This is a genomic window from Clostridium weizhouense (assembly GCF_019431045.1).
Lineage (GTDB): Bacteria > Bacillota > Clostridia > Clostridiales > Clostridiaceae > Clostridium > Clostridium weizhouense.
Genome location: NZ_JAHXPT010000016.1, coordinates 38571 through 57332, shown reverse-complemented (window position 1 = coordinate 57332; position 18762 = coordinate 38571). Strand labels below are relative to the sequence as shown.

The window sequence follows — 18762 nt, the reverse complement described above, 5'->3', positions numbered from 1 at the left end:
ACTTCTACACTGGTAGTGACTTTAACTTGATTTAAGTTTAAAGAATTTTCTCTTAATAAATCAGTACACTTATTAAAGCATAAGAAAAACATCAATACTCTAATTTAAGTATTGATGCTTTATTTATTAAACTTCTATTATCCAATTTTTATTCATGTAACTCTAATGGCAAATCATCAGGATCAAAGAAAAATGTCATTTTCTTATTACTAAATTCATCTATTCTTATAGGTTCAGTTTTTATACCTTTTTCATTTAATTCACTAATAATATCTTCTATACATTCAACTTTAAATGCCAAATGTCTTAATCCACATGCTTCTGGTCTTGATACTCTTTTAGGACTGTTTTTTATTCCGAATATCTCCAATTCACAATCGCCTAATTTTAAATCTAATTTATAATCACCTCTAGATTCTCTATAATTTTCTCTAATTATATTAAAACCTAATTTGTTTACATAAAAATCTTTAGATTTCTCATAATCTGATACTATTATTGCTACATGATGAATTATCTCCAACTTCATATATTAGCCCTTTCGTATTTTAAAACACTTCAATGATATCTATCTTGTTAACTTAAGAATAACTTCTTTATGATTTGGATACTTATCTAATAAATAGTTTCTTTCAAACAATTCAAAATCTTTAAATTCAAATCCTGGCGATACCATACAACCAACTAAAGCATATCCTTCATTGTTCATTGCAGAACCAAATATGTATCCCTTAGGAACCAGTATTTGAGGCTTTTCTCCCTTTTCAATATTAAGTCCAAGTTCTTCTGTTATAAGTTTCCCTTCAGGGGTAATCATATAAATAGTTAATGAAGAACCTGAATGATAATACCACATTTCATCTGATTTTAATCTATGAAAATTTGAAACTTCACCATCTTTAAGTAAAAAATATATGCTAGTCCAAAGGTTTTTTGATTCTTCACTTTCAACATTTAACCCTCTAGCTAAGATATTATCCTCTGAAATAAAACTTTGTTTATAAAATCCACCTTCCGGATGAGATATCATATTTAGTTTTTCTATAAAATAATCTGACGTATACATTTAATTACTCCTCTCAAATTGTTCTTAATGTATATTTTCTAATTGATTTAATATATTTATAATTTTTTATTTCATTTTCATTACAATAATCAATTATATTACCTCTATTATATCCAAAAATATCTTATTAATAAACCAACACTACTATAAGGAGCAATAATATCTTTATAAATATTTTGATTTATAGTTAATAAACAAACTTTATTTGAACTTATATACTATTTGAAAGCTTAAATATCTTAACTATATCACCCTCAATATTATTACCATCATTCCATTCACAACCCTCCCCCATGTCTTCTTCCATACATATATCATCAATATTATTTTTATTTCCATCTTCTCTAAACTCAAAATCAATATCAGTATTTATTTTATTGCAATGTTTTTTCTTTTTATATAACATCTTATTATTTTTTTCTTTTTTCTTAGAATCCTCATTTTTAAATTCTAATACATTTACACTCTCAATTTTATTTTCTTTACATTTATTCTTAACTTTATTGTCACTTGAATTATTCGATTTTCCATTTAATAAAGTCATATTACTGTTTTGATGTTCTTTTGTAAATCCTTCTAGAGTTTCTTTACTTAAACCTTTCTTATTTTTACTACTATTTTTAGTTTCTTGTATATTAAAATTTTTGAATTCTTTTTCTATATAATCTTGATTTTTAAACTTCTCATTTAGTGATTTTTTTTCATTCTCAATCTTATCTGTTTTATCTATATTTTCATTAATGTCTTTTCTTTCTTTTATAAACTCTTTATCTTTTGATTTTTTATGTGATAAATCTTCTTTTTCTTTATATTTTGCATTTTCATCTTTATGTTCTATTGATTCCTTAACTTTAATATTTTGATGCTTTGCAAAATTTCTTACTTTATAAACATTATCATCAGTTAATTCAACCATCTCTAAATCTTTAAATACATTTAATGCTAATGTAACTTTTTCAATACTTCTATTAAATTCTATTGATAATGTTTCTACTGTATAAGGAATATTTTTTGACATATATAACTTTCCTTCTAAATTAACCTTTCCTGCTAAAGCTAATAATCTAGTCCAAATATAATGAATTACATCTCTTTCTTCCATTCTATCTATTATCTTAAACTTAGTATCCTCATACATATCTACTCTTAATTTAACAAACTTCCTTTCTCTCATATAAAAAAACCTCCCCTAAAATTCATATATACTTATTAAAAATTATGTATTTTTAATATTCTTATTAATATATATGCATTTTAAGGAAAGTTTGTATAAAAATTTATAAATTTTTTTAATTTTTTTAATATATAACTCTTAAAATTTTATATGTCTAATTTATTATTTGCTTTTAAGTTTATCAACCACTAAAATATCTGCTGGAACCCACTTTTGATTATCTAACTCATCTAAAGTAATCCACTTAGCATCATTATGAACATTTAAATTTAATTTACCACCTGCTATTTGGCAAATAAAGCAATGCATTGTCAAATGAAAATTTGGATAATCATAATCTATTGTAGTTAAATATTCTAATTCATTTATATCTAACTCTAATTCCTCTTTAATCTCACGCTTAAGTGCTTCTTCTCTTGATTCTCCAGCTTCAATTTTGCCACCTGGGAATTCCCACATATCGATAAATTCGCCATACCCCCTACGTGTAATAAATATTTTATCTTCTTTCTTAATTATTGCTGCAACTACTTCTATAGTTTTCATATGTATCTCCTCACTTTTTAAAATCATATATAAGTTCCAATAAAGTTTGTTCATTAATATAAAACTTACAATATTTATAAATCATATACATCAACTATTATGGTAAAGAACTTATATACTTCCACATTTTATCATTATAACCTTAAGTAAATATATTTTAAAGTTTAACTAAATACATCATATATTTTTTAAGCCTAAAGCATACTTATAATGCTTTAGGCTATTTTTTACTGTAATACCTTTTTCCCTCTATATCCTTTCCATTCTTTTACATATTCTCCTAATACTTTACGAAGAACTTGGCCAACTTTAGAATATGATTCATTATTAAGATTTGCAAGTGATATTCTAATAGACCACTCTGGACCATCAAACCCACTACCACCTAATAATACTATAGAAGATTGTTCTGCTAAACGTATAAGAATATCTACTGGTTTATAATTTTCTTGTAAGTATTCTACAAACTCCTCATTATAATTTTGATTTGCCCACTCTAGTAAATCAAATTGTGCATAATACGCAGCATCGAAAGGATCTTTCTGTAACGATAATCCTAATCCATCAAACAAAAGTTTTTTACGTTGACGGCAAATACTCTTTGTTAATTCTTTATACCTATTTTCTTTATCAATTATAGCGAATAAAGAAAAAAATGCCATTTGTACTTGCTGTGGTGTTGATAATCCCGCTGTGTGATTAAGAGCTACTTGACGACTGTCAGCTACTATTCTATCAATAAAAGTAATGTTATCCGGATCAGTAGAAATTCCACTATAACGTCTTCTAGCTCTTTCCTTTTTATCATCATCTTGTTCTCTTAATAATTTATCAAATACATTATCTTCATAAATTGCAATAGTTCCAAGACGCCATCCTGTTACTCCAAAATACTTTGAAAATGAATAAACTCCTATTGTATTGTATGGTAAATCGGCCATTAACGAACGAAAATCATCTACAAAAGTACTATACACATCATCTGAAATAATCATTAAATTTGGATTATTATTTTCAACAATATTTTTTAACTGTTTAACAGTTTCTGGCTTCATCGCAACAGATGCTGGATTACTTGGATTAACTATAAATAATGCCTTTATAGATGGATCACTTATTTTCTCAATTTCTTTAAAAGAATATTGCCATGTATGTCTACCATCTTCAGTTGTTTCATCCGCCATAATCTTTATGACTTCAAAATTATAACGTGGCAAATGAGGTATCTCAAGATAAGGAGTAAAAATAGGCGCCATAAGTGCTATCTTATCTCCTTTTGATAATATATTATTTGCAATTAACGAATCAAAAATATAGCACATTGCTGCAGTAGCTCCTTCAACAGCAAAAGTTTTAAACTTTCCTTCAAGAGGCTCATTATAACATAACTCTTGAATAAGATAGTCATTAACTACATTTTCAACATGACGTAGCATTCTATCTGGATGAGGATAGTTGTCACCAATAATTCCATCCACCAACTCATAAATCCATTTATCTGGATCAAATCTCTTCACTGTCACACCATAATTAATCATCTTACTAAGAAGTTCAATTCCTGGAGCATCTTTATGTTTTTTCGTGAAATCTATAAAACGCTTTGCAATCCCTTCTTTATTTGGCATTCCAGCTAAATCACAATCATTCCATACCCTGCGACTTTCTGAAACAGCAAATTGACCAAAAGTAAAAAAAGCTTCTCTTGGTGTCGCTGCAATCCAATTAGGATTTCCTCTTCCTGCATCTAATAATGAGTGTGTGCCTCTTTTCTTTGATTCCTCAGCGAGATTAATTAATTTATCTTTAAGTTCAAATGGACTTATTTTACCATAAACCTCTTCTATTTCTTTACGTTGAATACTAAAATTATCCATATTATTTCCTCCTTAGTAATAACCAACTTATTATTGTAATAATTTTTATCTTTTAATATATAATTCTATTAATTAAACTATTATTATATAATTTAAATATTCTAGTTTAATTAAATATTTTTTTCTTTATTTAATATATCTTCTTTTTCTAGAGAAGACAGTATTATAAATGTTTCAGTATTTCCAAACATTTGTATCTTTCCAATAAGTCTCTCTAAGCTTGGAATATCCTCGAGTCTAGCTTTTAAAATCTTACAATATGGTCCAGTAACATGATGACATTCAATTATAGATTCCTCACTCTTAATAAATTCCATAAACTTTTCTGATCTTTGACCACTTATATCTATATTTATAAGTACATTGATTTTTTTCCCAAGTTTATTATAGTTTATTTTTGCTTTATAACCTGTTATGATATTTTCTTCCTCAAGTCTCTTTACTCTCTCTGCCACTGCGGGTGCACTAAGTGATACTCTTTTAGCAAGTTCCTTCATAGGTATCCTTCCATCTTCTAAAAGTATCTCAATAATTTTGTAATCAGTAAAATCCATAAATATATCTCCTATAAAAATGCTTACTTTATTCTTAAAGATAATATCTAAATAACCTAATACATATTTACTTAAAAATATATATTAATTATCTAAATCAGCTTTATTTTACCATAATAAATTTATAGTTTGAATGCATTAAATAAAGTAATTTAACTTATTAGCCTTATTTAATTATCTATTTTTTATAAATTCCTAATTTTAGAATATATTAATCAATTTATGCTTTAATAAATATATTTAAATAAAATAAAACCATATCAGATTTCTCCAATACGGTTTTATTAATTACTAGTTAGTTATATTGCCAGTTGTTTCTGTTGATGGTGTATTTGTATTTGTATTTTTAGTTTCATCTGTTGACGATTTTGAGGGTATATTTTTAGCTTGATTATCTGTTTGTGGTTTTGTATCTACATTTTTAGTAGTTTCATTTGATGATTTCCCATCTGTACTTCCAGTTGCACTTCCATTTGTTTTATTAGTTGATGCTTTTATATCTGCATTTTCAGTTGGCTTACTTAATTCTGGCTTTGTATTTTGAGTTTCTTTATCTGTTTGTGGTTTTTCATCTGAATTTTTGTTTGTCACATCTGGTGCTATTTCTGTATTCTTATTTTCTTCATTTATTGAAGTCTTTGAATTTGAATTTTTAGTTGTATCATGTGTTGATGCTTTTTTATCTTTATTTTTATATTCCACCTCTGCTGGTTTTGTTACATCAGTTGATTGTTCCTTAACATCAACCTTTGTATCAAAATTCGGAGTATGGGCAGACACCTTTTGAAAATAAAATCTTCCTAAAATTCCAATGCTTATAATTAAAGCAATAGATATAACACCTAAAACAATCTTTTTATTTTTATTCTTATTTCTATTTAAGATTTTTCTTTGAGATTTATCTATAATTTTTGTGTAATCTGATGAAGTATTTATAACATTTGTAAAACCTTCTTTTTTATTATCCATTATTCTCTTTTTCTCGTTTTTATCATTTGAAAATAAATTAGTTATATTTTTAGGAATATTCATTAATAAGGCTAAAGCTCCAGTTACTTCTGAAGAATCTACCTCTTTAAAATTTTCAGGTGATCTAATTATAACAGTAGGTTTATTATACTCTCCATCTTCATAATCTACATATAATGTAACTTTAAATTCATCATCTTTACTTAAAAAAGGTATGTACACATCTAAAATATTATCTTTTATAGATGAATCAAATTTTAAACCTTTTGTTATTTCAGCATCTACAAAATTTAAATCTTTTTGAGAATCATGGATATTTAATGTTATATCATGAATAGTTTTATTAGATAAATTTCTAACAGTAAGAATATATGCATAAACATTCTTATTCTTTATTAGTAAAGGTATGCTTTTTCCTATATCACACAATATCTTAGGTGCTAAATTCTTATAATATTCTAATAGTAATCCAGATATAAATGATATTATTATAGTTATAATTGCAGTTTTAATAATGCTTATCATGTCAATTTCGCTTCCTTGTGTTTTCAAATTTGTAATTAAATTATAAGGTAGAAGGATATTGATGTCAAACTTAACATTTATTATAACAAAATTAAGTTTAAATATAATAAAAAAATCGCTAAGCGACTGTGGAGCGTCGATTTTTTTAGCCATGCACCCTTTCCAAACGTAGTGCAGGAATACTGGTGCTTCATATAAATTCCTAAACAATAAAAAGCCACATTAAATGTGACTTTCAATTATAGAGTCATATATTTTACTTTAACACCATCAATATCAAGTAACTCATTTTCAAATATTTTTACTTTATCTATGCTAGAATTAATATGCAAAATTATTAATCCTTGTTCAGAACAAGAATCTTGACTAACTTCATGAAGACCAATTCTAGTTTTTATAATACATCCATGTTTAGTTAAAGTAGTTTGAACCTCTTTAGCATGAACACTTCTAGGATCAATAGTTACTGCCATAATTATAGTTTCCATAAATTACATCTCCTTATTTTTATGTTTTAAATTATTATTTCCAAATAAATCAAATTAATACTTCCATTTTTATAATTATTTTTAAAATACTATGCTTAAATTAATCTGCATATAATTAATTATTCATAATAATATTAACTTCACTTTATATTTAAAACTTCTACTAAACCTGACGTAATGGTCATTGATAAATACCTTAATTCAGTTGATTACTCTAAGTTTCACGACTATGTAAATAGCATAAAAAAAACTTACTTCTGATCAACTGTTTAAGATAAAAAATAAAAAAGAGCTATCGCAGAATTAATGATATAAATTTATTCTGAACAGCTCCTACTAATTTTATAAAAAATATTTTCCAGTATCTATATTTAATGCTTTCCATTTATTTTACAAGCAACAACTTGATTTGCTATATCCTTTGAAATCACATCTGAGTACAAATCTCCATGATTTTTAAACCATGTGCCAGCATATGAACATGTCGCTGTTGCTTTAAGACCTTCCTTCCGTAAATAATCTACAACAACCAACATTGCCTCCCCAGCCACACCCTTTCCTCGTAAAATTGAATTAACATAAACATGATCTATATTTATCTCACTATTATTGTTATGAGTAAAAGTAACTTCTGCCATCAATTCACCTTTTTCATCTATACTGTATATACGCTCATTTTCATATTTCCAATTCATATTTTTCTTCCTTTCTTTATCTATTATATTAAGCTTAATTATTAATTAGTTTAACATTATATATAACAATTTATCCTCTTAATTAAAACTATATTCTTCTAATCCATTTAATACATTTTAGTCTAAAAAAATCCTCACAAACTCAATTATCATGGATTTCATGGTAGAGACAAATTTCAACGCTCATAACCTCCACTATTATTTTAATTTAAATATATAAGTTCTATTAAAGATACTTCATATATTTCTTGAGTCCTTCTGAGTTTAGAAATATACTAACTAGATAAAATCTATATTATCATAAATAATTATCATCTAAAATCTCATCATTAGAAAGTAATTCTAGATATTCATAGTACCATTAATAGAAAAAGGAATACTCAAAGCTATTCTTGCTCTAGGTATTCCATTAATTAAATTAGATAAATATTTGTGTCAAACTCAGAATTTATTATAATAAACTAAAATAACATATACCATTTCTTTAATTAAATTATTACTTTAAACTCTTCTAAATGAGTAATTATAAATTCTGTTATCCCCATACCCATAGCAAAGAAGGCTAAAATAATAATTAATATTATTGCACCAAAATCATATTTCATCTTTTCTTCTTTATTTGTTATGTAGGATAGAATAATTTCTATTCCTAAAAGTATCAAGATAATAGGCCAAAGAGATGCTATTAACGAAATATTAATAGTAGTATTAACTAATCTAAGTAAAAACATTACTCCAAACGTAATTAAAACAATTCCTGCAGTTAATGTCCCTACTCTACGTCCCTTAAGCATCAATTTCACGCTCCTTTTTCTTACCCATAATAAGTTTCACCCCAAGAGTAACTATTGCTACTCCTATAATTATTTGAGGTGCTTTTCTCATAAAGTTACGAATAACAGAACCAAATTCTGTTGAAATATATGGATGTAAAATATTCAATATATTATCTGATACTAAATAAATACCTAAAAATAATAATACTATACCTATAACAAGTCTACGTTTTTCAAATATATTTTTATCTAATGTTACTAATTTATCAATAGAAAATAGATACTTATCCTCTAAAAGCAAAAGTTCATTATCATTTAAACTTGCTTTATTTGCACAATCAAAAACTGAATAGAACCAAATAAGTGGTAATATAAATAATAATTCTCCTATACCAATCCAAGAAGAAAGAAATATTAAAAAGAAAAACATGGACATAAAAGATAGACCTATCTTCATAAATCCCATATACATATGCCCTGCACCAGGCAACATTGAAAAAATAAAAGTTAAAAATTTACCTTTTTTCTTTACCATTATTAAAAACCTCCAAATTAATTATTTTTTCTGAAAAGCTACTAAGTGTTGAATTAACTGAATTTAAAATACTTAAATCCAGTGGCTTAATAGAAGTTGATTTTTCAAATGAACTAGCCATAATATTTAATCCATTTGAGAAAAGTATCATTAATGCTATGCTAGCAGCAACTACAACTTTAGTACAATAAAAACCAAACTGAACACCACTTTGTTTTTTAGCTTTTATTTTTATCTCTACTTTCTCTTGAAAACCTAAAGGAGCTTCTGCAAGTTCATCATCTTTAAAATTGTCTGCAAAGCTACCCGCACACTTTTGACAATCACTAATATGATCTAATACAGAGACCATTTCTTCATCCATTAAAGTGCCAAATTTAAGTTCATTCAATATTTCTTCAGTTAAATGTCCTTCTTTATTAAATAATACACTCTTCACATAAACTCCTCCTTCCATAAATCCTTTAATAATTTTTTTGACCTATAAAGTTGTGTTTCTAAGGTTTTTATGTTTTTACCAGTTTTCTTTGCTAAATGTGAAAGTTTAATATCTTTACAAAAATAGCTTATAGCTACAGTCCTGTAAGGTTCTTTCAGCTTATTACATACACTCTGAATTCTTTCCATAGTGTTCTTTTTTACTACCGTTTCTTCTGGTGAATCTCCCTTATCTACCAAACCTTCGTATTCTTCTTCTGATAAACTAATTGTTGTTCTTGCTTTACTCTTAATATAATCTTTGCACTTATTTGCAGCAATTGTAGTAAGCCAAGCCTTAAGATTACTACCATCAAAGTTTTCATAATTTTGATATGCAGATAAAAAAGTTTGCTGTGCCAAATCTTCAGCATCAAAATAATTTTTAGTAAAAGATAGACAAATAGTGATAATTAAACGTTCATATTGTTTTATACAATTTGTAAAATCTTCTTTTTCAATAAATATCACCACCTTATTTTATCCTTACATTTAATATAACGATTGAAAAATTAAAAACACTTCAATATTTTTTATAATTATAATAAAAATTTTAAAATTACTAGAAAATAAAGTTATTAGTAGTTAGATTATCAATCTATTTAATTTAAAATTAAACTATAGATATCCATATCTTTTTTTAATTTATTGCATCCAGAAATAAGACATTTCAATTAACATTCTTCATGATTAATATAAAACTTTATCATAGAAAAAAGCCACATTAAATGTGACTTTCTTAAATATCATATTAATCTATTAAATAATATATATTTAATAAATCAAACAACTACATACTCTTTGGTTGAAAATTTAAATTTGCAACATATATATTATAGTTAGCTATATTTACTCTTACATTTCTACATCTTTCCAAGTTATCTTAAAGCTTATTTTCCAAAGAATTATATTAACTATAAAAAGCACCAACGCAAATATTCCAACAAATAAAATATTATTTCTAATTACTACATGTATTAAAGCAAACATCCCAATAAGCATAAACGTCAACACCCCTGGAGCTATAAGCTTGCCACTATCAACTGTAGCAAATTTCACACTAAAAGGCATTCTCTTATTTGATAGTTTAAAATACTCTAAGGCTGATACTAAAAGAACTAAAAACATTACAATTAAGTCCATAATTATTGATGGTCCTTTTAATATTAAAAATACTGCCGCCACTAATAAATAAATTGGAATAACTAATTTAAATAAAGTTCCTTTTATTGCACCTTTCATTATTACACCTGGATCTTTTATTGGTAATACCTTATATATAAATGCACCTTTATAACTATCACTATTGTTTATATAAGCAGTACATAAACATAACATTAATACAGTTATATACATTAATAAATGTACTTTCCCATCATAGCTTGTTTGAATAGTTTCAATAAATGATTTTCTTCTATCACTAAAAACAAATATAACTGGCATAAATACAGCCATTGCAAGTGATGGATATACCTTAAGCTTAAAATTTCTCTCTGTTGCTATCATATTTTTAGTAAATATAAACATGCTCTTTTCAATTTTATCTCTGCAAATCAATCCTGCTATAAACTCTGTTCTTTTTTCATTTCTACGACTTACAACTCCACCATTATCATTTAACTTTTGAAGATTCTTTTCAAAATAAGGTACTACTTTTGTAGTATAAAAGATAATCAATATAACTGGACCTAATATAGCCATTATAGATAAAAATATTAGAAAAGAATTTTTGTCTCCATCTATTAATATTCCAAATGGTGCTGCAAACCACATAGATGGAAGTAACCCATGCCAAAATTTAGGTATATAGCAAGTTTTAATACTTTCAATAGTAAAAATTTTATTAAATAACTGATAACCAAAAGTAAATACAAATGCTAAAAATATTTGAAAATAATTTATTATATCCTTTAATTTCTCTCCATCAAAAAACTTTAAAACTAAAGTATATAGAAATGCCGTTATTACTATAACTATTAACGCTAATAATATATTTTCTATAATAAAAATCGGAGGAAATATCACTCCATATTTTACTGTTCCAATAATTAACGGAATTAAATTTAAAGATAAAGAGATCCCTATTATATAAATACATATATGAGTAAGCTTTGCTGCATTGAAAGTTTTGTTATCTATAGGCTTTGGTAATAATATATTTTTTTCCTTTACATCTAATAAAACTGATGAAAAATCTGATATCATAAGTGATACCATCATAAATAGATTTACCCCTACAATAATATTTATATTTTGCAACGCTGATCTATCATTTATCATTATTACTCCAAGAAAAAAACTTAAAATTCCATTAAACATAAGCAAACGTACATAATTATTCTTATCCTCATCTTCAACAGATTTTTTATTATTTGTGAAAACGGTACTTACTCTACGTTTATCCATAGTTAATTTTATTTGTAAAATCATTCTCATAATCTCATAATTAATACCAAACTTCTTATATAATATTTGAAATTTATCTAATAATTTTAATATTTTAAATTCTTTCATAGCTATACCTCTTCAACTAAAGAAACAAATTTCTTAGCAATATGTCCATGTTCATTAAACCCTGTTAACTGATTAAATATTTCTTCTAAAGAAGTTTCTTTTTTGCTATTTTTAAGTTCCTCAAAACTTCCATCTGCTGCTATTTCTCCATTATTAATCAGTACAATTCTGTCACTTATTTTTTCAACAACATCCATTATATGTGAAGAATAAAATATGGTTTTTCCTTCCGTAGCAAGATTACTCATGATTTCCTTAAATATCATTACACTATTAGCATCTAGTCCACTTAAAGGCTCATCAAAAAATAGTATATCTGGATTATGAATTAAACTACATATTATAAGAAATTTTTGCTTCATTCCTTTGGAATATGAAGATATCCTAGAATACATAGCTTCTTGAATTTCAAATAATTTCATAAGTTTCTCTGCTCTTTCAATAAATTTTTCTTGATTTAACTCATATATTCCACCCAAAAAGTTTATATACTCAAAAGCAGTTAAATTTTCATATATATCTGCAAGTTCTGGAACATACCCTATTTTTTTCTTATATTCCACATTTCCATCGCTTATATCTTGTCCTAATATTTCTATAGTTCCTTCATAATCTTCTATTATGCCAAGCATTATCTTTATAGTTGTACTTTTACCAGCACCATTAGTTCCTATATATCCTATTATTTGTCCTCTTGGAATCTCTAAATTTATCCCATTAAGTACACGCTTGTCTCCATAGCTCTTTCTCAGATTCTTAATTGATATTATACTTTCTAAATTATCCATAACGTCTGTCCCCTTAAAAGCACAAAATGTGCTCACTTAATATGTTTTATTTATAAAATAAAGCTTAGTATTAAGATACCAAATAAATCTTTTAATGTAAATAAATAGTTTTATGAAAACGTTGATATTAAAATCTAATTTTTAAATTTTCAGATAAATTTTTACATATTATGACTTAATACTCTAAATTTCCTTATATTTAAAACTAAAAAAGTGTTGACAAAGATATATGCACAGTTTAAAATTAAACTCATCAAAAAGAAAAAGCTATGATGGAGAGAAGTAAAAAAAATATTCACCAACAGTGAGCTGGGGATAGTGTAAACCTAGCGGCAGAGTTTTTTTGAATAACACTCCGGAGTTGCAAACTGAAATATTTATAGACTGTACTTTAAACTTAAGTTTGACGCAGAAAAAATAGATTAGGTGCGCCGTATTCCATACGTTATTTGGATACCAGTATTAGCTGGAAAAAAGAGACCTATATGGTAATTTAGGTGGCACCGCGGATAAGCGTCAATTCGTCCTATGATTAAGATGAATTGACGCTATTTTTATATCTAAGGGGGTTATACCAATATGTGTACAATTATGTGTTATACAGGAACAGACATGAAACATGAAAAATTTGCAGAAGCATTACAAAGAACTGAGTCAAGAGGACCAGATATGACTGAGATTCTTACTCTACCATCTGGTATTTTAGGATTCCAAAGACTTGCTATTATGGACTTAAGTTATAGTGGAATGCAACCATTCACAAGGAAAATGGATGCGTCTATATGTAACGGTGAAATTTACGGCTTTCGTGAACTAAAAAAGGAATTAATAGAAAAAGGACATAAATTTATATCAGATAGTGATTGTGAAGTAATAATTCCTATGTATTATGAATATGGATTAGATATGTTTGCAAAATTAGATGCAGAGTTTGCAACTGTTATATATGATGGGGAAAAAGATAGTTTCATTGCAGCAAGAGATCCATTTGGAATTCGTCCTTTATTCTATGGCTATTCTGAATCAGGACAAATAATGTTTGCAAGTGAAGCAAAAAATTTAGTTGGTCTTACAGATAAAATAATGCCATTTCCACCAGGACATTATTATGCTGATGGTAAATTCACATGCTATTGTGATATAGCAGCAGTAAAAGGCGAATATTGCAAAGACGATTTAGAAGTTATTTGTAAAAATATTCATGATAAATTAGTAGCTGCTATAGAAAAACGTATGGATGCTGATGCTCCAGTAGGTTTCTTATTAAGTGGTGGATTAGATAGTTCGTTAGTATGTTCAGTTGCTCAAAAATTACATCCTGAAAAGAAAATTAAAACATTCTGCATAGGTATGACTGAAGATGCAATTGACTTAAAATATGCAAAAGAAGTTGCGGATTACATTGGTAGTGAACATACTGCTGTTTATATGACAAAAGAAGAAGTTCTTGAATCACTTGATGAAGTTATTAAACTTCTTGGAACTTTTGATATTACAACAATAAGAGCAAGTATGGGAATGTACTTACTTTGCAAGAAAATACACGAGATTTCTGATGTCAAAGTTCTTCTAACAGGTGAAATTTCAGATGAATTATTTGGCTATAAATATACTGATTTTGCTCCAAGTGCAGATGAATTCCAAAAAGAATCACAAAAAAGAGTAAGAGAACTTTATATGTATGATGTACTTCGTGCTGACCGTTGTATCAGCTCAAATTCTTTAGAAGCAAGAGTACCATTTGGAGATTTAGATTTTGTAAAATATGTTATGGCAATAGATCCTGAAAAGAAATTAAATAAATATAACATGGGTAAATACCTTTTAAGACATGCATTTGAAGGCGATTATCTTCCAAATAGTATTTTATATCGTGATAAAGCAGCATTCAGTGATGCTGTAGGACATTCTATGGTAGATCATTTAAAAGAATATGCAGAAAAATGCTATTCTGATGAAGAGTTTGAAAAACTATGTGAAAAATATGCATACCATGCTAAACCATTTACAAAAGAATCTCTATTATATAGAGAAATATTTGAAAAACACTATCCAAACCAAGCAAAAATGATACTAGATTATTGGATGCCAAACAAAGAATGGGAAGGCTGTAATGTAAATGATCCTAGTGCTAGAGTATTATCAAATTACGGTAACAGTGGTAAATAATAAGAAAATCTAATTTTAATTAAAAAGAGAGCTGTGCACTAATTATTTGTGCCACAGCTTCTTTTATATTTTTAGTTATTTATATTTATTTTTCAATTGCAAATTAAGAACATTAATGAAAATATTATATTAAAGATGCTCGTCTATTGTTTTTTGAATGTGATTAAATATATGCTTTTTTATTTTAAATTTTCCCCATTAGTTTTTATAACATCTTTATACCAATAAAAAGATTTTTTCTTATATCTTTTTAGAGTTCCATTTCCTTCATTATCTTTGTCTACATAGATAAATCCATAGCGTTTTTTCATTTCTCCAGTAGATGCACTAACTAAGTCAATACATCCCCAAGTTGTGTATCCAATAACTTCTACTCCATCTATATTAATGGCATCTCTCATAGCTTTTATGTGTTCGTCTAAATAGCTTATACGATAATCATCATTTATATTTCCATTTTCATCTATAACATCTTGCGCACCCAATCCATTTTCTGCAACAAATAATGGCTTTTGATAGCGATCATATAAATTATTTAATGTAATTCTAAAGCCTAATGGGTCTATCTGCCATCCCCATTCACTTGCTTCTAAATACGGATTTCTTAATGTAGGGAATACATTTCCTTCTGTTTGTTTACTTATTTCAGAATCTGCGCTTGTTAATTGGCTATTGTAGTAAGATAAAGATATAAAATCAACAGTATGTTTTTTAAGTAATCCTTTATCTCCCTCTTCCATCTTAGGCGTTATTCCTTTGCGTTCCATTTCCTTTAAAGCATAATTAGGATAGTAACCTCTTGCTTGTACATCTATGAAGAAGTATCCTTCTCTATCATTTTTATAAGCTTTCCAAAAATCATTTGGATTGCATGTGTTTGGATACGTAGTTCCAGCTGCTATCATACATCCAACTTTGTTATTTGGATCAATTTCATGAGCAAGCTTAGTTGCTATAGCACTAGCCACAAGTTCATGATGTATAGCTTGGTATTGAGCTTTTTCAAAGTTTTCTCCTTCATCTACTAATAAACCTGCTCCCATGAATGGTAAATGTAAAATCATATTAATTTCATTAAAGGTTATCCAATGCTTTACTAGTCCTTTATAACGAGTAAATAATACCTTACATAAATTTTCATAAAAACCTATAAGCTTTCTATTTTTCCATCCACCATATTGTTTTATTAAATGTATCGGACAATCAAAATGAGTAATAGTTACTAAAGGCTCTATACCATATTTCTTACACTCTTTAAATATATTTTCATAAAATTTTAGCCCTTCTTCATTTGCCTTATCTTCATCACCTTTTGGGAAAATACGACTCCATCCTATGCTCATACGATAAACCTTAAAACCCATTTCAGCAAATAAAGCAATATCTTCTTTAAATCTATGAAACATATCAATTCCTTCTTTAGCTGGATAATAATATTTATCATCAAAATCCAACATTCTCATTGTTCCATTCATTACAGAAAAACGGTCTTCTCCATAAGGAATTACATCAACATTTGCAAGTCCTCTACCATATTCATTATATCCACCTTCACATTGATTAGCAGCAGTAGCTCCGCCCCATAAAAAATCTTTTGGAAATTTATTATTTTTCATTTAAATCCACACCTTCTAAAATATAATTGTAAGTAAATCTTTACTATTTTTAATTAATCCACTTTCTATAACATCAAAATATTTATCATAGTTAGTAACTACTATAGGCGTAATAGTTGAATAACCTGCTTCTTCTATTGCTTTAATATCAAACTCAACCAAAGTATCACCTATCTCAACAATATCTCCTTGTTTTATTTTAGGATTAAAATATTGACCTTGTAAATTAACAGTATCCATACCAACATGAATCAAAATTTCTACTCCGCTTTCACTAGTTAATCCAATAGCATGATATGTTGGAAATAAAGTTGTAACTGTTCCTTTTACAGGTGATTTAACTATACCTTTAGATGGTATAATAGCCACCCCTTTGCCTATTATACCTTGTGCAAAAGCATCGTCTGGCACTTCACTTAATTTAACAACTGTTCCTTCAATAGGAACTATTAATACCTCTTTTTCTTTATTAAAAGTTTTTATTGCCTCTTTTTTAGTCTCAGCTACTTTTGATTCTTCTATCTTTTTATCTTTAAAGAATATTAATGTTAATATAAACGCTATTATCATGGCAATAACTGCACCAATTGCTCCAACAATAACATTATCTACATTTTTAGTTGCTGGATCTATCATTGCTGGAAACTCAAATATTCCTAATCCACCAATTATAAATTCCTTTAAATCAGCATAGCCATAGTATGCACCTGCTACACCTGAAGCAATACAACTTATAATGAACGGTTTTTTAAGTGGTAATAGTATTCCATAGATAGCTGGTTCTGTAACACCAAAAACTCCTGAAATAGCAGATGGGATACATAATCTTTTTAATTTTTTATCCTTTGTTTTAATCATTATTGCTATAACAACAGCAGTTGTTGCAAAAGTTGTTCCAAAGAACGGCATCATAACATTGTCATATCCTAAAGTTGATATATTATTTATATAAACCGGAAGGAATCCCCAATGGATACCAAAGATAACTAGTATTTGCCATGTAAGGCCTACTATAGCTCCTGCTATTAATGGTGAGAAACTACGTACAGCTATTATACCGTCAGTTATCATAGTAGACGCATAAGTAGCTACTGGACCTATAACAATAAAACCTAGTACTAATGAGAATAATAATGTTAACATTGGAACAAAGAAAAACTTAACTAATTCTGGTACAATATTATCAAATAATTTTTCAAATTTAGCTGCAACAAAACATATTAAAATTACAGGTATTACTGTTGATGTATAATTCATAGAAATAATAGGTAAAGCTAAAAACTCTAAATATACTGGTGAAGCAAAGCTTGTTCCTTCAAATAATATATATAAAGGATTAAGAGTTGTAGATAATGTACTTTCCTGAATAGCTGGATAACACAATGTTATTCCAATTAATAATCCAACAAATGGCTTTAAGCCAAATTTCTTTGCAGATGTATAACCTAAGATAACAGGTAAATACATGAAAATTCCATCACCAATGGCATTTAAAATCATATAAGTTCCGCTCTCTGCACTGACCCAGCCTAATGCACTAAATAGAGCTAAAAATCCTTTTATCATTCCTGCTGCAGTTAAAACTCCAAGGATTGGTTGAAAAATTCCTGAAATAACATCAATAACTTTATCAAATAGTTTATTACTCTTATTATCTATTTGTTTATTTGCACTTTCAGAAGAAATACCAGCGATCTCACAAACGTCTTCATATACCTTTGATACATGATTTCCAATAACAACCTGATATTGTCCAGCTGATTTTAAAACAGTAACAACACCATCCATATTTTTTATAACATCATCTTTTGCCTTTGTCTCATCTTCAAGATTAAAACGCAATCTAGTAACACAATGAGTTAAACTCTGAATATTTTCCTTTCCCCCAACATTTTTAATAATCTCTTTTGCTAATTGTTCATATTTTCCCATTATTAATACCTCCATCAAATCATTTTTAGTAAATATGAAATATGAAGGTTTGGCCAACTTAATG

18 protein-coding genes and 1 other annotated feature are annotated in these 18762 nt (G+C 27.2%); of the genes, 1 reads left to right on the top strand and 17 read right to left on the bottom strand.

Annotation, left to right across the window (positions count from 1 at the left end):
* Positions 1–148 precede the first annotated feature (148 nt).
* The 15 genes from gloA2 to KYD98_RS16125 all read right to left on the bottom strand — a co-directional run bounded on the left by gloA2 (position 149) and on the right by KYD98_RS16125 (position 12981).
* Positions 149–529, bottom strand: a complete 381-nt coding sequence (gloA2, locus tag KYD98_RS16195) for an SMU1112c/YaeR family gloxylase I-like metalloprotein (protein ID WP_219781087.1) — start codon at positions 527–529, stop codon at positions 149–151.
* Between the two features lie 39 nt (positions 530–568).
* Positions 569–1066 carry a cupin domain-containing protein gene (locus tag KYD98_RS16190; protein WP_219781086.1) on the bottom strand — a complete coding sequence of 166 codons (498 nt, stop codon included), beginning with the start codon at positions 1064–1066 and terminating at the stop codon, positions 569–571.
* Between the two features lie 211 nt (positions 1067–1277).
* Complete coding sequence (locus tag KYD98_RS16185; RefSeq protein ID WP_219781085.1) at positions 1278–2240, bottom strand: phage replisome organizer N-terminal domain-containing protein; 963 nt, start codon at positions 2238–2240, stop codon at positions 1278–1280.
* Between the two features lie 162 nt (positions 2241–2402).
* Positions 2403–2786 carry an 8-oxo-dGTP diphosphatase MutT gene (gene mutT / locus KYD98_RS16180; RefSeq protein ID WP_219781084.1) on the bottom strand — a complete coding sequence of 128 codons (384 nt, stop codon included), beginning with the start codon at positions 2784–2786 and terminating at the stop codon, positions 2403–2405.
* Between the two features lie 227 nt (positions 2787–3013).
* Positions 3014–4660 (bottom strand): aspartate 4-decarboxylase, encoded by a 1647-nt coding sequence (gene aspD, locus KYD98_RS16175; RefSeq protein WP_219781083.1) that lies wholly within the window; start codon positions 4658–4660, stop codon positions 3014–3016.
* A 110-nt stretch (positions 4661–4770) separates the two neighbouring features.
* A complete protein-coding gene (locus KYD98_RS16170; protein ID WP_219781082.1) occupies positions 4771–5214 on the bottom strand; it encodes an Lrp/AsnC family transcriptional regulator in 444 nt (147 codons plus the stop codon).
* 291 nt (positions 5215–5505) lie between these two features.
* Positions 5506–6861 carry a hypothetical protein gene (locus KYD98_RS16165; RefSeq protein ID WP_258049886.1) on the bottom strand — a complete coding sequence of 452 codons (1356 nt, stop codon included), beginning with the start codon at positions 6859–6861 and terminating at the stop codon, positions 5506–5508.
* 86 nt (positions 6862–6947) lie between these two features.
* Entirely contained in the window at positions 6948–7196 is a 249-nt protein-coding gene (locus tag KYD98_RS16160) for a CPF_0552 family protein (RefSeq protein WP_219781081.1), read from the bottom strand.
* A gap of 371 nt (positions 7197–7567) precedes the next feature.
* A complete protein-coding gene (locus KYD98_RS16155; protein ID WP_219781080.1) occupies positions 7568–7891 on the bottom strand; it encodes a GNAT family N-acetyltransferase in 324 nt (107 codons plus the stop codon).
* A gap of 488 nt (positions 7892–8379) precedes the next feature.
* Positions 8380–8685: a LiaF transmembrane domain-containing protein gene (locus KYD98_RS16150; protein WP_219781079.1), complete on the bottom strand. Its 306-nt coding sequence runs from the start codon at positions 8683–8685 to the stop codon at positions 8380–8382.
* Positions 8678–9202, bottom strand: coding sequence for a hypothetical protein (locus KYD98_RS16145; RefSeq protein ID WP_219781078.1), 525 nt, complete (start codon positions 9200–9202; stop codon positions 8678–8680). The genes KYD98_RS16150 and KYD98_RS16145 overlap by 8 nt, the downstream gene beginning before the upstream one ends.
* Positions 9183–9641: a hypothetical protein gene (locus tag KYD98_RS16140; RefSeq protein WP_219781077.1), complete on the bottom strand. Its 459-nt coding sequence runs from the start codon at positions 9639–9641 to the stop codon at positions 9183–9185. Before KYD98_RS16140 ends, KYD98_RS16145 begins: the two co-directional genes overlap by 20 nt.
* On the bottom strand, positions 9638–10150 hold the full coding sequence (locus KYD98_RS16135; RefSeq protein WP_219781100.1) for an RNA polymerase sigma factor: 513 nt from the start codon (positions 10148–10150) through the stop codon (positions 9638–9640). Before KYD98_RS16135 ends, KYD98_RS16140 begins: the two co-directional genes overlap by 4 nt.
* A gap of 384 nt (positions 10151–10534) precedes the next feature.
* A complete protein-coding gene (locus KYD98_RS16130; RefSeq protein ID WP_219781076.1) occupies positions 10535–12193 on the bottom strand; it encodes a hypothetical protein in 1659 nt (552 codons plus the stop codon).
* Between the two features lie 2 nt (positions 12194–12195).
* Positions 12196–12981, bottom strand: coding sequence for an ABC transporter ATP-binding protein (locus KYD98_RS16125; protein ID WP_219781075.1), 786 nt, complete (start codon positions 12979–12981; stop codon positions 12196–12198).
* A gap of 260 nt (positions 12982–13241) precedes the next feature.
* Positions 13242–13513 (top strand) — a binding site (T-box leader).
* Between the two features lie 47 nt (positions 13514–13560).
* On the opposite strand from KYD98_RS16125, the gene asnB reads away from it, so the two are divergent.
* Positions 13561–15150: an asparagine synthase B gene (asnB, locus tag KYD98_RS16120; RefSeq protein WP_219781074.1), complete on the top strand. Its 1590-nt coding sequence runs from the start codon at positions 13561–13563 to the stop codon at positions 15148–15150.
* Between the two features lie 179 nt (positions 15151–15329).
* Here asnB and KYD98_RS16115 read toward each other — a convergent pair whose 3' ends face one another.
* Together KYD98_RS16115 and KYD98_RS16110 are read right to left on the bottom strand one after the other, a co-directional pair.
* On the bottom strand, positions 15330–16766 hold the full coding sequence (locus tag KYD98_RS16115; RefSeq protein WP_219781073.1) for a 6-phospho-beta-glucosidase: 1437 nt from the start codon (positions 16764–16766) through the stop codon (positions 15330–15332).
* A gap of 15 nt (positions 16767–16781) precedes the next feature.
* A complete protein-coding gene (locus KYD98_RS16110; protein ID WP_219781072.1) occupies positions 16782–18698 on the bottom strand; it encodes a beta-glucoside-specific PTS transporter subunit IIABC in 1917 nt (638 codons plus the stop codon).
* Positions 18699–18762: the final 64 nt, after the last annotated feature.

Bases quoted from the DNA above. Each gene is read 5' to 3' on its own strand.
- gloA2 (WP_219781087.1), bottom strand. From the start codon at position 529: ATGAAGTTGGAGATAATTCATCATGTAGCAATAATAGTATCAGATTAT.
- KYD98_RS16190 (WP_219781086.1), bottom strand. From the start codon at position 1,066: ATGTATACGTCAGATTATTTTATAGAAAAACTAAATATGATATCTCAT.
- KYD98_RS16185 (WP_219781085.1), bottom strand. From the start codon at position 2,240: ATGAGAGAAAGGAAGTTTGTTAAATTAAGAGTAGATATGTATGAGGAT.
- mutT (WP_219781084.1), bottom strand. From the start codon at position 2,786: ATGAAAACTATAGAAGTAGTTGCAGCAATAATTAAGAAAGAAGATAAA.
- aspD (WP_219781083.1), bottom strand. From the start codon at position 4,660: ATGGATAATTTTAGTATTCAACGTAAAGAAATAGAAGAGGTTTATGGT.
- KYD98_RS16170 (WP_219781082.1), bottom strand. From the start codon at position 5,214: ATGGATTTTACTGATTACAAAATTATTGAGATACTTTTAGAAGATGGA.
- KYD98_RS16165 (WP_258049886.1), bottom strand. From the start codon at position 6,861: ATGGCTAAAAAAATCGACGCTCCACAGTCGCTTAGCGATTTTTTTATT.
- KYD98_RS16160 (WP_219781081.1), bottom strand. From the start codon at position 7,196: ATGGAAACTATAATTATGGCAGTAACTATTGATCCTAGAAGTGTTCAT.
- KYD98_RS16155 (WP_219781080.1), bottom strand. From the start codon at position 7,891: ATGAATTGGAAATATGAAAATGAGCGTATATACAGTATAGATGAAAAA.
- KYD98_RS16150 (WP_219781079.1), bottom strand. From the start codon at position 8,685: ATGCTTAAGGGACGTAGAGTAGGGACATTAACTGCAGGAATTGTTTTA.
- KYD98_RS16145 (WP_219781078.1), bottom strand. From the start codon at position 9,202: ATGGTAAAGAAAAAAGGTAAATTTTTAACTTTTATTTTTTCAATGTTG.
- KYD98_RS16130 (WP_219781076.1), bottom strand. From the start codon at position 12,193: ATGAAAGAATTTAAAATATTAAAATTATTAGATAAATTTCAAATATTA.
- KYD98_RS16125 (WP_219781075.1), bottom strand. From the start codon at position 12,981: ATGGATAATTTAGAAAGTATAATATCAATTAAGAATCTGAGAAAGAGC.
- asnB (WP_219781074.1), top strand. From the start codon at position 13,561: ATGTGTACAATTATGTGTTATACAGGAACAGACATGAAACATGAAAAA.
- KYD98_RS16115 (WP_219781073.1), bottom strand. From the start codon at position 16,766: ATGAAAAATAATAAATTTCCAAAAGATTTTTTATGGGGCGGAGCTACT.
- KYD98_RS16110 (WP_219781072.1), bottom strand. From the start codon at position 18,698: ATGGGAAAATATGAACAATTAGCAAAAGAGATTATTAAAAATGTTGGG.